The sequence below is a fragment of the Oligosphaera ethanolica genome, from assembly GCF_030814695.1.
GTDB classification, from domain to species: domain Bacteria; phylum Verrucomicrobiota; class Lentisphaeria; order Oligosphaerales; family Oligosphaeraceae; genus Oligosphaera; species Oligosphaera ethanolica.
The window spans coordinates 20,563-33,656 of sequence record NZ_JAUSVL010000001.1 but is presented as its reverse complement, the minus strand read 5'-3'; the positions used below and the strand labels follow the sequence as shown (position 1 = coordinate 33,656).

12 protein-coding genes are annotated in these 13,094 nt (G+C 61.3%); 9 read left to right on the top strand and 3 right to left on the bottom strand.

What is annotated here, in order from left to right:
• Nucleotides 1–73 precede the first annotated feature (73 nt).
• From J3R75_RS00120 to J3R75_RS00110, 3 genes are read left to right on the top strand one after another with little or no spacing between them, the layout of a single operon-like run.
• Nucleotides 74–706 (top strand): SGNH/GDSL hydrolase family protein, encoded by a 633-nt coding sequence (locus J3R75_RS00120; RefSeq protein ID WP_307259076.1) that lies wholly within the window; start codon nt 74–76, stop codon nt 704–706.
• On the top strand, nt 706–1,596 hold the full coding sequence (locus J3R75_RS00115) for an inositol monophosphatase family protein (protein WP_307259075.1): 891 nt from the start codon (nt 706–708) through the stop codon (nt 1,594–1,596). The genes J3R75_RS00120 and J3R75_RS00115 overlap by 1 nt, the downstream gene beginning before the upstream one ends.
• The gene (locus J3R75_RS00110; protein WP_307259074.1) at nt 1,593–2,099 is read left to right on the top strand and encodes a tetratricopeptide repeat protein; all 507 of its coding nucleotides are present in this window, start codon (nt 1,593–1,595) and stop codon (nt 2,097–2,099) included. The genes J3R75_RS00115 and J3R75_RS00110 overlap by 4 nt, the downstream gene beginning before the upstream one ends.
• A gap of 645 nt (nt 2,100–2,744) precedes the next feature.
• On the opposite strand, the gene J3R75_RS00105 is transcribed toward J3R75_RS00110, so the two are convergent.
• Genes J3R75_RS00105 through J3R75_RS00095 form a run of 3 tightly spaced genes read right to left on the bottom strand, consistent with a single transcriptional unit; the run spans nt 2,745 to nt 5,979 of the window.
• Entirely contained in the window at nt 2,745–4,166 is a 1,422-nt protein-coding gene (locus J3R75_RS00105) for a Mur ligase domain-containing protein (RefSeq protein ID WP_307259073.1), read from the bottom strand.
• 47 nt (nt 4,167–4,213) lie between these two features.
• Nucleotides 4,214–5,344 (bottom strand): aldo/keto reductase, encoded by a 1,131-nt coding sequence (locus J3R75_RS00100; protein WP_307259072.1) that lies wholly within the window; start codon nt 5,342–5,344, stop codon nt 4,214–4,216.
• Nucleotides 5,345–5,367: 23 nt separating this feature from the next.
• The gene (locus J3R75_RS00095; RefSeq protein WP_307259071.1) at nt 5,368–5,979 is read right to left on the bottom strand and encodes a 3'-5' exonuclease; all 612 of its coding nucleotides are present in this window, start codon (nt 5,977–5,979) and stop codon (nt 5,368–5,370) included.
• An 869-nt stretch (nt 5,980–6,848) separates the two neighbouring features.
• Between J3R75_RS00095 and J3R75_RS00090 the strand changes: the two genes are divergently transcribed.
• The 6 genes from J3R75_RS00090 (at nt 6,849) to eno (ending at nt 13,016) form a co-directional block, all read left to right on the top strand.
• On the top strand, nt 6,849–7,196 hold the full coding sequence (locus J3R75_RS00090) for an HTH domain-containing protein (RefSeq protein ID WP_307259070.1): 348 nt from the start codon (nt 6,849–6,851) through the stop codon (nt 7,194–7,196).
• Nucleotides 7,197–7,198: 2 nt separating this feature from the next.
• On the top strand, nt 7,199–8,557 hold the full coding sequence (locus tag J3R75_RS00085) for a transposase (RefSeq protein ID WP_307259069.1): 1,359 nt from the start codon (nt 7,199–7,201) through the stop codon (nt 8,555–8,557).
• Between the two features lie 634 nt (nt 8,558–9,191).
• A complete protein-coding gene (locus J3R75_RS00080) occupies nt 9,192–10,100 on the top strand; it encodes a CehA/McbA family metallohydrolase (RefSeq protein WP_307259068.1) in 909 nt (302 codons plus the stop codon).
• A 58-nt stretch (nt 10,101–10,158) separates the two neighbouring features.
• Nucleotides 10,159–10,554: a hypothetical protein gene (locus J3R75_RS00075; RefSeq protein WP_307259067.1), complete on the top strand. Its 396-nt coding sequence runs from the start codon at nt 10,159–10,161 to the stop codon at nt 10,552–10,554.
• A gap of 80 nt (nt 10,555–10,634) precedes the next feature.
• Nucleotides 10,635–11,681 (top strand): 3-oxoacyl-ACP synthase III, encoded by a 1,047-nt coding sequence (locus J3R75_RS00070; protein ID WP_307259066.1) that lies wholly within the window; start codon nt 10,635–10,637, stop codon nt 11,679–11,681.
• A 63-nt stretch (nt 11,682–11,744) separates the two neighbouring features.
• Nucleotides 11,745–13,016 carry a phosphopyruvate hydratase gene (eno, locus tag J3R75_RS00065; protein WP_307259065.1) on the top strand — a complete coding sequence of 424 codons (1,272 nt, stop codon included), beginning with the start codon at nt 11,745–11,747 and terminating at the stop codon, nt 13,014–13,016.
• Nucleotides 13,017–13,094 lie beyond the last annotated feature (78 nt).

Genomic DNA, 13,094 nt, shown 5'->3' with positions numbered 1-13,094 from the left:
CTGGCGCAATGACGCGTCGACATGGACCATAGCAGGAAATACCAGCGAAGTGTATTTGGAAAGGACGACGATCATGACCTTGATTCAGGATGGCGCGACGGTGCTTTTTCAGGGCGACAGCGTGACGGACTGCGGCCGCTCCCGCGAGAACGACACGATGCTCGGCGGCGGCTATGCCGCGCAGATCGCAGCGCGCTTTACGGCGGCGTACCCGGAAAAGGGCGTGCGTTTTCTTAATCGCGGCATCAGCGGCAATCGTTCGAAGGATCTGGTGGCGCGTTGGCAGCTGGATTGCATCGATCTCAAGCCCGACTGGGTGTCCATACTGATCGGTATCAACGACACCTGGCGGCGCTATGATCGCGATGACCCGACCGGCGTCGAGGCGTACACGGCTAATTGCCGCGAGTTGTTGCGTTTGACCCGCGAGAACACCAAGGCGCGCATCATTCTGCTGGAGCCCTTTGTGCTGCCCTACCCGGAGGACCGCAAGGCCTGGCGGGCTGATCTTGATCTGAAGATCAACGCTCTGCGGCTGCTTGCGCTGGAATTCAAGACGATATACGTGCCTCTGGACGGGCTGTTGGCGGCGGCAGCCTGCCGCGCTTGTCCGGCGCAATGGGCGGCCGACGGCGTGCATCCGACGCCAGCCGGCCACGCCTTGATTGCACGCCATTGGCTGACGGCGCTGGGAGCCTGGGCCTGATGGGCAACAGCGCTATGAATTCCGCGCCTGGTGGCCATGGCCGCAGCTGGGACGCCGCAGCCATGGCCGAGATACTCCTGGATTGCGCGCGGCGGGCTTTGGCCCATCGCGCCGCCAGCAGCTGGACTTTGAAGAGCGACGGCAGTCTCGTCACCGAGGTCGATCGCGACATCGAAGCGCTGCTGAGCGCGGCCTTGCCAGGCCCGGGCGAGTATTTCATCGGTGAAGAGACGATTGCGCAACGCGGCGCGGACTATGCGCGCGAGGCGTTGCGCGGGTCCTGCTGGGTGGTCGATCCGATTGACGGCACGTCGTCTTTTGCGCATGGCTTTCCGCTCTGGGGCATTTCCATTGGCCACATGGTCGGCGGCGTTCTGCGCCATGGCGCGGTGATGGTGCCGGAATGCGGCGATATCTTGGTGAGCGAGGGCGAGGGCGTTGTGCATTACCGCTTGGCGGGATTGTCGGCGCCCTTGACGGCGGCGACGCGGCGCGAGTTGGCGCCGGCAGCGGGCGCGTGGCAGGCGGGTGGCGTGCTGATGCTCGGACAGCGTTTTTGCAAAAGCGGGCAGCTGCGCATGCCGAATCCGGTTGTGGCCAGCGGCAGTGCGGTGGAGGCGTTGGCAGCAGTGCTGACGGGGCAGGCCCAAGCCTACGTCGGCCACATGAAGCTTTGGGATATTGCGGGGCTGTTGCCCATGATGGCCCGCCTCGGCATCGTTGGCCGCCTCGCTGATGGTGGCCAGATCAGTTGTGAGGTCACCAATGGGGCATTCGTATTGGACATGAACTCGGCGGCGTGCTGGGCACTACGTGACAACTGCGTCATTTGCGCCGACGCCTGGCAGCCCGTGGTGAGTAGCGCGGTAACGTGGAGGGCAGAGGGATGAAAACGTGCTTGGCGTTGTTGCTGCTGCTGCTGGGGGCAATGTGCTGCGGTGTGTCCTGCCGACCAGTGACTGAGCAGTCGTATTACCATCAGGGTATGGCCCTGCTGGACAACAAGGACTACGGTGCCGCGGCAGACGCGTTCCAGCGGGCACTGCTCAACAATGACAATGCTCTCAGCGCCCACCTGCAGCTCGGCATGATGTTCGAGCGCCAGGACGAGCAGCTGCCCCTTGCTGTCTGGCATTACCGGGCTTACCTGGCCATGGCGCCCTTGGACGACAGCCAGATCGACGCCGTCAAGCAGTGGCTCGAACGCGCTGAACGGACCCTGGTCGCGTCATTGCGCCTGAAATTGGACAACGCCAGCGACGAAGAACGCGTCATGCGCGTGAAATTGCTCGAGGAACACGCCCAGCGACAGAAAAACTGGATCAGCGCCCTGGAGCAGGAAAACCGCCAGCTCCGACAAAGCCTCGCCGAGGCCAAGAGCAGCGGGAAGTAATGGCCACCGCTGCGACGCATCAGCGCCTGCGGCAGCAAGCATCGGCAGGGGAATGCTGGCTAGGGGGCTGTGGTGCCTCTACGAGGCACTGCCTCAGGGAAAGGCGGCATCCCCAGGCTAAAGCCTGGGGTTAAGCATGGTTAAGCGCCTACGGCGCAAAAAATCCGCCGGCACTCGTCGGCACTAGTCGGCACCGCCGGCACTAGTCGGCACTCGGTCAGTAATTGATAACAGCCGTTCCTGCGGCCTTTAGTTTTCAGCGCCAAAGGCGCGGTCTAAGAAAGCCCAGGGCAAGCGCCCGCAGGGCGCGTCGCCTTGGGTAGAGCCCCCACATGAACTGAGCCCTGAAGGGGCGACCTAAAAAACAGCGCGGAGGGTACAGGGGGCAAGACGGGGAAGGCGTTCACCAGGTTCCATTGCCTCATTGGCCCCAGTCAGCTTCGCCGACTGGGGCCAATGAGGCCGAGGAACACGGACAGATATGGCGTTTTACCCAGGGCGTCGCTCCGCCTTCGGCGTCGCTTGCCCTGGGCTGTCATAGATCGCGCTTTCAGCGCTTCTGCCGCTTCGCGGCAATAAAACGCCGCGAAGTCGGCAGGCTCTGAGCACTAGTTGGGGCGCCCCCCGGTCGCCCCAACTCATTCGTTATTCGTGGCAAAGTGCTTGGCACCATGGTCTGAGGGAGCTGTCGCGGGCGCCCATGACGACGACGGCTTTGGCGCGGCTGCCGCTATTGCGGACGGCTGCTGCTGCGGCCTGGCGGTCGGCGACGGCGGCGACGGGCAGGCCGGCGGCGACCAGTGCGTCGGCGACTTCGGCGGCGCTGGGGCGGAATGACGCACTGCCGCCGGCGTAGAAGACCGGCAGGAGCAGCAGGCGATCGCCACTATGGAGGCTGTTTTTCAGTGCGTCTTTGAGAGCCTCGCGCATGAATTCCAGTGGCTTGAAGCCGTGTGGCTGGAAGAAAAGCAGCAACGGCGAGCCAAAGCGCTCGCGGGCAGTGGCAATGGCAGCGGCAATTTTTTCAGGGTTGTGCGCGTAGTCATTGATGACTGGCGTGCCGCTGGGGAGGCAGCCCATCACTTCAAAGCGCTGGCGTACGCCATGGAAAGCGGCGATGGCGCGGCAGATGTCGTCGTTACTAGATGTTAGCGGCAACAGCTTGAGGGCGCTGATGACGGCGCAGGCATTGACAGCGCTGTGATGGCCGGACTGGCCGCTGTGGACGGCGCCGATGCCGGCGGCCGAGAAGTGAATGCCGTCGGGGCGGGCTTGGTAGTCGCCAGGGGCGATGACGGCCGGCTCGGCGGGATCGGGATCGGGTTCGGCGGCGAAACAGGTGACCGCGGCCTTGGAGCCGGCGGCCAGTGGCGCGAGTTCTTTGAGGCAGGCGATGCCCTGCTGGCAGTTTTGGAGGAATTCGCCGAAGACCTTGCGCAGTTCATCTTGGCTATAGTGGTCGTTGCCGACATTGAGAAGCAGTCCGACGTCGGGTTTGAAGGTGGTGAGTGAGCGGTCACTTTCGTCGACTTCGATGACCAGCCAGTGCGGGTCGAAATCGCTGTAGAAATTGCCTGGCGCGGTGTCGTTTACGAAATTGAGCGCGTAGCCGCCATTGACCATCAATATCTGTTCGCCGAGGGCTTTGAGGGCGCTGGCCAGCCAGGCGGTAACGGTGGTTTTACCGCAGGAGCCGGCGACGGCGATGAGCGGGGCGGGGACACGCTGCAACGCCTGGGCGAGGGCGCTGGCGCGGTGGATGACGGGCCGCGCGGGCATGGCCAGGAGGTCGGGATTGTTGTCTTCGACGGCGCTGGAGATGATGATGGCGTCGGGTTTTTCGGTTTTGACGCCGCTGCCGTCTTGCGGGTATAGCCTCACGCCTTGTTGTTCGAGGGCGTGGTAGAGTTCGGCCTTGCCGGGTTCGTCGGCGCTGCGGTCGCTGCCGGCGACGCGGTAGCCCTGCCAGGCGAGGAGTTGGGCGAGGGCGCTCATGCCGATGCCGCCGATGCCGACGAGGAAGAGGCTGGCCGGAGGGAAGGGTAGGGTGGGGGCTTTGATGTCCATGGCGCTGTTGTTCTGCCGTGATGACGGCCTGGTGGGGACGCTATTGATCAGGCTAATTCCTCAGCGACCTGCTTGAGGACGGCGGGGATGTCGATGTGCTGGGGGCAGAGAGGCAGACAGCGGCCACAGTTGCGGCACTGCGAGGCGTCCTTCTCTTTGCCGACAAAGATGCCGTAGTGGAATTTGGCGGTGGCGGGGTTGTTGAAGACCGAGCTTTTATTGAAGTGCTCAAAGCAGCCGGGGATATTCACGCCGTGAGGGCATGGCATGCAGTAACCGCAGCGGGTGCAGGGCACGCGGGTGCGGGCCAGCAGGGCCGCGCGCGCCTCGGCAAGGGCCTGCTTTTCGGCGTCGGACAAGGGCGTGCAGAGCGCCTGGTCGTTGGCCAAAGCGAGATTTTCCTGCAGCTGGGCCATGGTACTCATGCCGCTGAGGACGACGCTGACGCTGGATTGACTCCAGAGATAGCGCAGGGCCCAGGCGACCGGCGACCGCCGCTGCGGGAAGGCGTCCCAGATGGGCTGTGTCGCGGGATTTTCCCGGGCGAGATCGCCACCGTGGAGGGGCTCCATGACGACAATACCGAGGCCGCGTTCGGCCGCGTAGGCGATGCCTTCGCTGCCGGCTTGGTAGTCGGTCTGGATAAAATTGTGCTGGACCTGCGCGAAAGCCCAGGGAAAGGCAGCGACGATCTGCTTGAAGGTCGCCAGGTCGTCATGGAAGGAAAAGGCCGCGTGGCGGATGCGGCCGTCGGCGAGGGCGCGGTTGAGAAAATCCGTGACCTTGAGTTCATCCAGGCGTTGCCAGGAGTTTTTGTTGAGGGCGTGGAGTAGATAGAAGTCGATGTGATCGGTTTGCAGGCGCTGGAGCTGAGTGTCGAGAAAGCGTTCCATGTCGTCCTGTGACTGCGAGCGGTTGGGCGGGAGCTTGGTGGCGATGTTGACCTTGTCACGGAAGTCCCGTACACCCTGGCCGAGAGCGACTTCGCTGGTTTCGCCGTGGTAGACGTAGGCGGTGTCGAAGTAATTGACGCCTTGGTCGTAGGCGTGGCGGAAGAGCTCGCCGGTCTTATCCATGTCGATCTGGTTGCTTTTGCCGTCGACGACGGGCAGGCGCATGCAGCCAAAGCCGAGGATGGACGCGTTAACGCCGGTGTTGCCGATCTGTCGGTATTGCATGGTGTTGACTCCAGTATGAGTGCTTATTTTGGGGCAGTGTTGGCAGCGGTCGCCTTGGCGGCGTAGAGTTTTTCCAGGCTGGTGTCTTGCCATGACGGCCTGCTGAGGAGGAATTGGAGGAGAAAGCCGCAGGCGACGGCGTCAAAGAAGGCGTCGTGGGGCTGTCGGTCGGGGCAGACCTCGGCGACCTTGCGGTCGATGCCAAATTCGGAGAGGAGGTCTTCGAGCTGGAAACTGCTCAGGCCCGGGTAAGCGATACGGGCGAGAGTGAGGGTGTCAATCCACGGCCCGAAGTGGTGGAGGGGGAATGCTTGCTGGAGGAGGCAGCGTTCGGTAGGGGCGTGATGGGCGCCCAGAGGGTGGCCGAGAAGCCACGGCTGCAGCTGTGGCCAGAGCTCCGGGAGCGACGGCGCCGCCGCCAGCTCATCGCGCAAAGACGCCCAGCGGCCTGGTGTGTAGGGGTTGAATGGGTGGTCGTCAGGCACCCGCAGGTATACCGAAAAGCCGTGGTCGGGCTGGACTTTGCCACCGCTGAAACACACCGCGCCAAGCTGCCAGGGCAGATTCGGCTTGCCGGGACTGCTGCCCGTGCTCTCAAAATCCAGGATGACGATGTCGGCTTCGCGTGCCAGCATGGCGGGTTATCTCTGCTCGGTCATAAAACACTTCGTTCTTGGCGGCGGCGGTCAAGCTAAGGTAATGGCGCCAAGGCGAAAAACAAGGACGCGGGGGGGAGCGCGGACGGGGCGGACGGATCGGACGGATCGCTCGAACATAGCCGCCGTTGTACCCAGGGCGACGCTCCGCCTCCGGCGTCGCTTGCCCTGGGCTATCATTGATCGCGCTTTCAGCGCTTCTGCCGCTTCGCGGCCTGGGGTGTCGGGCGCGCGAGTGGCCGCTTGTAGGCCTCTTGCGACGGCGCGGGCTAAAAGCCCGCACCACGGCTGGGAGACGGGCGCGCCTAGAGCCGCCTGTTGCTCTATGGCTCAATTATCAATGGCTGACCGATTACCCGTCTGATGTAAGCGGTCAGTGATTGAGAATAGCCGGCTGCCAGCGCCGCCTCTTGACTGGCGGGACACTGGGCGTTTTATGGACACCATGGACGCCATGGACGCGATGGACGCCGCCAGTCAGTCCCCAGCGTCCAAGCAGTCCACAACCGGTCCCCGGTGTCCAAGGCGTCAATCCCAATGGTCCAGAAAGTCCCCACGGTCCAATCCATGGGATCATGCCTCATGAGTCCGTGAGTCCTCGCCCCAGTGCGCAGCAGCCAATAAGTGCCGCCGGGACGGCGGCGCTCCCAGGAGTCCCCAGCGTCCCAGTCGTCCTCTGATATCGGCCATTATCAATCACTGACCGATTACTCGGTCTCTGGACTTTGGACAATTTTTTTTGTTTAAAAATAAATCTAAAAATTAATTTGCATTCTACCTACTCCGTATTATGCTACCCGTAGCTTGAATGCTGGCGTGTCTGGTCACAACAAGGAAGGGCTACGGGTATGGCAAAAGAAATCAGCAGCAACGATCTCTGTAATGTCTTGGAAACAATGCTTGAATCCGGACTAAAGGCATTGCGCTCGGCCAAAGGTTTGGACGGTCGCCTGGAAGCGAACCGAAAGGCAGCCGGAAAAAGATCTAACATGTTACTAGTTAGCGATATACTCCGAGAAGCGGGGGAGCCTCTTCACATCAATGAGATCCTTGACCGCGTGCAGAAGCGCCATGGCGTGAAGCTGCGTCGCGAGTCCATCGTGTCGGCGATGACCAAGAAGGTTCTCGACGGACACACGTTCCGGCGTACAGGACGCAACGAATTTGCACTGCTGGACCAAGAGGAGGACGATTAGCCATGGAAAACAAATCGCTGCTTGTGTGGTTGCGTGCTTTTTTGGCGACTCTGAGCGTGGGCATCAAGGATGTTCGGTCACGAAAGCGATTTGTCACGATAGGCATCGGCCTTTTGGGCGCCAGTCATCCAAAAACCATAACCAGCGCCATTAACTTTCTAGATATGGTGTTCCACTGGAGCGCGTTCTATAAACTTTTCTCCCGGAGTAAATGGGACTGTGAAGGCATATTCGGGCCCATTATCCAGGAGGCCGTCAGTCTCTGCCCAGTCTACGACCCCATCATTTCCGCCATCGACGATACGCTCGTGCGCAAGACCGGCAAAAAAATCCCCGGTACTGCTTACGCCCGGGACCCTATCAGCCCCCCGTTTCATGTCAATCTGGTCATTGGCCAGCGCTATCTGGAAACGACCATCATGTGCCACGGCTCTGATCCCAACTCCAGTCGAGCCGTACCCGTGGCGTTCAGACACGCACCACCGGTCAAGGCTGGAAAAGTGACAAGTCCGGAGGAGGAACAGATACTGAAGGAAGAGAAGAAAAAGCACAACATGAGTGTGCGCGGTCGCCAGCAGCTTTTTTCCCTTCGTGGGGCAATCGACGCAATACCTGGCGGTTACGACCGTGTCCTTATCCAAAGCGCCGACGGCAGTTTTGCCAACAGCTGTTTCCTGACTGATCCTCCTCACAACACCGTGATCGTCGCGCGAGCGAGGAAGGACACGGTCTTTGTCGAGCCTCTTTGCCCCGAACAACGCAAAGGCAATCGCAAGTACGGCCAACGTCTGCCTTCACCCAAGGATATTCTTGCCAGCGACAACTACGAAACGCGGACCATGGAGGTATTCAAGCACGGACGTAAACTTGCCGTGCATTACAAGTGCGTCCAAAACGTCAGGTGGCCGGGTGCGACCCACGATCAGCCCTGTAATCTCATAGTCATTAAGCCTTTTCCCTATCGTCTGACCAAGAATGGGCGCACTCTCTATCGGCAGCCTGCCTTCCTGGTCGTAACCGGTGCCATAAACAAGATCACGATCGAACAGGCTATAAGGGCTTACTTGCTTCGCTGGGAGATCGAAGTCAGCTTTCGAGACCAGAAAGCAATACTTGGCATTGGCAAAGCCCAGGTGTGGAACAAAGATTCAGTAGCTAAAGTGCCCGCTTTCATCTCGGCTTGCTATGCCGCTTTGCTTCTGGCAAGCATACGACTCTACGATGACAAGCGAAACGAGGCATTCCCAACGCGAGAACGGTGGCGAAACGACCCGGTCACCCGTCCATCCCTGCGCGATCTGGTGCGTTTAATGCAAAGCGAGCTGGCGGAGGGAAAAAAATCAGCACCGGACGTTGCGTAGGAGTCCGTGCAAGATTGTCCAAAGTCCAGTGACCGATTACTCGGTCTGAGTAATCGGTCACCCATTGAGAATGGATGCACGGCATGCCTCTCGCTGGCGCGGTGGGACGCGACGTGCCTCGCCAATGTGGCGCCCTCCAAGCGCCGCCCCGGGGCGATGCTCTCATCACGGCCGGAACATGGAAGCAGGAGGGGGCTGTTCGGGAACGTCAGCGTGGGGCTGTTCGGGTGTCGTGCGAGGAGCTAACCTCTCGTGACGGTGCGGGCGGGACGCCCGCACCACGGCTGGGAGACGGGCGCGCGACGGGACGCGGGCTGACCTCTGGCGACGGCGCGGGCTGAAAGCCCGCACCACGGGCTGGGAGACGGGCGCGCGACGGGACGCGGGCTGACCTCTGGCGACGGCGCGGGCTGAAAGCCCGCACCACGGGCTGGGAGATGAGCGCGCGGGGCCACGGCTGGGAGGCGGGCGCGCCTATGGCCGCCTGCTGCTCTACGGCTCAATTATCAATGGCTGACCGCTTACTCGGTCTGATCTAGTAATTCATCGAAAGTGCTGTTATATCGTCATTCAGCCATTACATTTGGGTGTTTTTTGTTGTTTTTTCAATTAAAAAGAAGAAGCGGTGACAGCCATGCTTGATTTATATGGTCGGGTACTACCGACATTCAAGGGTGCATTTCACACTCATACGACGCTGTCGGACGGCATTTTTGCACCGGCGGAGGTTGTGCGGCTTTATCGCGAGGCCGGTTATGACATCTTGGCGCTGACCGACCATCGCAAGACGAACCGGGTGTCGGAGTTGGACAGTATGGGGTTGACCCTAATATCCGGCATGGAGATGCATCCGGCAGGGCCGCGTGGAATCCCCTGGCATATTGTGGCCTTGAATGTGCCCGAGTCCTTCGAGTATCCGGAGGGGCTGGCGGCGCAGGACATGATCGACCTGGTCAACAAGCTTGGTGGTGCCTGTGTCTGCGCGCATCCGCACTGGTGTGGCTTCACCTCGGCAGAGGTGATGACGCTCAAGGGCTTTATCGGCCTGGAAGTCTTCAACACGGCGACGCGTTACATCGGCAAGGAATACAACATGCAGTTGTGGGACGAGATGCTCGACGCCGGCGTCATGCTCCCGGCCTTGGCGGTGGACGACATGCACCGGCCGCGTGATCTCTTCCGTGGCTGGACGGTGGTGGCCGCGCCTGACGCGTCGCCAGCAGCGGTGATGACGGCGCTCAGGCAGGGCGACTTCTATGCCACGCAGGGGCCGGAATTCCATTTTCTGCATTTTGCCGACGGCGTCTTTTCGGCCGAGTTCAGCCCTTGCACGGAGGTGATTGGCCTGACCAATTTCAGTGGCGGCTACTGCGTGCAGGTGCCGGATGCGGACGGGCCGGGCAGTGGTGCGAATGACTGTGGTGCGTTCACAGCGACACTGCAGGCGAAGCGCCCCGGCACCTGGTTCCGCCTGCAAATACGGGACAGCCAGGGCCGATATGCCTGGAGCAACCCCATTGCGGTGCCCGTGGTCAATGCCTGAGAACGGCGCGTCACCGGCTTTGGTGAGCGAACAACACGAATCATTGGGGACAGCGACAGTGACTTTATCGGCATTGGAAAAATGGGAACGGCGCCTGCGGCAGGCGCTGGACAAAGTCGATGCGGCGCTTGAGGACAAGTACGGCGCGCATTTTCGCCTGAAGCCGAACCGGCCGGAGCGCGGCAGCACGGCCAACGCCAAGTACGATGGTCTCTTTAGCGTGGACGCCAAATTCACCATGGGTTATACCAGCGAATTTGGCGCGGGCTACGTGGTGGAGATGCGCACAGCGTCAGCGCAGCCCATCAGTGGCATGCAGCGCGAGGCGATGCTGAATGACGCCGGCGAACTGCTGGCGGCGGCGCTGGCGGAGGCCTTTCCGGATCGCCAGCTGGCGGTGAATCGGGACGGCTCGCACTACCGCCTGACCGGCGATCTCGGGCTGGACAGCTAGGGGCCCCGAAAGCGGAAGAGGGTGTATATTACTCGTTTGCCATTTTTCTGCTTTGAGAACCAAAGACGGGATATTTTTGCATGCGATATCGCGATGTGTGTATTGAAGCGGTCAGCTACGCCTTGCCTGAGCGCGTAGTGAGCTCGCTGGAGATAGAAGGCTGGCTCCGACCGCTCTACGAGCGCATCGGTTTGCACGAAGGTCGCCTGGAGCTCATGAGTGGCATCCGTGAACGGCGTTTTTGGCCGGCGGGGACCTTGCCGAGCGAGGCGTCGGCGCAAGCGGGCCGGCGGGCGCTGGCGGCGGCCGGGCTAGTGGCTGGCGATGTGGATTGCCTGATTAACTGCTCGGTGTCGCGGGACTTTGTTGAGCCGGCGACTTCGACGGCGGTGCATCGGCTTTTGGCCCTGGGCCATCACGTGATGAATTTTGACATATCGAATGCGTGTTTGGGCATGGTCAGTGGCATATTGATGCTGGCGAACATGGTCGAGCTTGGGCAGATTGAGACGGGCCTGGCGGTTTGTGGCGAGAATGGCGTGCCACTGGTTGAGAACACCATCAAGCGCTTGAATGCCGATACGAGCCAGACGCGGCGGAGCATCAAGGATCAGTTTGCCTCGCTGACCATCGGTTCGGCTGCGGCGGCGGTGGTGGTGCGGCGCCTGTCCAAGAGTCGTCTTGGCCATCGTCTGCTGGCGGCGGCGCATTATGCGGACTGTTCCGGGAACCACCTTTGTCAGGGTGATGCCGGTGGCGGCATGACGGATGGCAGCGCGCCGGTGATGGCGACGAATTCGCATGAGCTGATGGTCCGTGGCATCGCAGTTGCCGGCCACATGTGGCGGAAGCTCAAGGACGTGGCGGCGTGGACGGAGTCGACGCCAGATGTGATTTGCACGCATCAGGTGGGCAAGACCCACAGCGAGTTGCTCTATCAGTCGCTCGGCTTGGATCGGGCGAAGGACTTTTCAACCTTTGAACGGCTTGGCAATTGCGGTTCGGCGTCTCTGCCGGCGACCTGTGCCATGGCGGCAGAAGCCGGCCGGCTGCGGCCTGGTGCCAAGCTGGCCTTGCTCGGCATTGGCAGCGGTATCAACTGCTGTGGCCTGGCTGTGCAGTGGTAGGCATGACGGCCGCGTCGTCGCGTCTGAAATAGAGATGACAGCAGCCAAGGAAAGGGCACGATCATGACAGCAATCAAAGAACTTTGCGCGCGTGAAATTCTCGATTCACGGGGCACCCCGACGGTCGAAGTGGACGTGGAGCTGGAATGTGGGGTGATTGGCCGGGCGTCGGTGCCATCGGGCGCCTCCACCGGCGAGAATGAGGCGCTGGAATTGCGTGATGGCGATGCCAAGCGTTATTTCGGCAAAGGCGTCGGCCAGGCCGTCGCCAATGTGCAGAACAGCATTGCGCCGGCGTTGCGCGGCATGGACGCGCTGGATCAAAGCGGCGTTGACCGGGTGATGATCAACCTCGACGGCACGGAGACGAAGAGCGGGCTTGGCGCCAATGCCATGCTGGCGGTGTCGCTGGCGACGGCGCAGGCGGCGGCGTTGGCTCTGGACTTGCCCCTGTTCCGCTATCTGGGGGGCGTCAATGCGAAGATACTGCCGGTACCGATGATGAATGTGCTCAATGGCGGTTCGCATTCCAGCGCGCCGCTGGCTTTCCAGGAATTCATGATCCGTCCTGTCGGCGCGCATAGTTTTCGTGAAGCGCTGCGCATGGGCGCGGAGATTTTTCACTGTTTGAAGAAGGACCTGAAAGAGCGCGGTCTGAGTGTGGGCATTGGCGACGAGGGCGGTTTTGCGCCGGAATTGCAGGGCGTTGAAGACGCGCTGGACACGCTGATGCACGCGGTCGAGAAGGCCGGCTATGTGATCAGCAAGGACGTGACGCTGGCGATGGACTGCGCCGCTTCCGAATTTTACATCGATGGCATTTATGACGCGACGAAGTTCGAGGGCAGCAAGGGCGCCAAGCGCAACAGCGAGCAGCAGATTGCGTATTTGCAGGGCCTGATCAGGCAGTATCCGCTGGATTCCATTGAAGACGGCCTTTCCGAGCACGACTGGGACGGCTGGAAGGCCTTGACGGCAGTGGTTGGCGACAAATGCCAGCTGGTGGGCGACGATCTGTTCGTGACCAACGCCAAGTACCTGCGGAAAGGCATTGAGACGGGTTGCGGCAACGCAATTCTGGTGAAGCTCAATCAGATTGGCACGCTTACCGAGACGCTTGATACTGTCCGCATGGCCCAGCGCGCGGGCTACGCGACGGTGATCAGCCATCGTTCCGGCGAGACCGAGGACAGTTTCATCGCCGACCTGGCGGTGGCTACCGGCGCCGGCCAGATCAAGACTGGGTCGCTCTGCCGCGGCGAGCGCACGGCCAAGTACAACCAGCTGCTGCGCATTGAAGAACAGCTGGGCCCCAATGCAATTTACCAGGGCTGATGGCATCAGCCACAAAGCACATAACAGCGGTCGGTCGCCACAGCGCGGCCGGCTGTGAGAACGCCATCGCGAAGGATA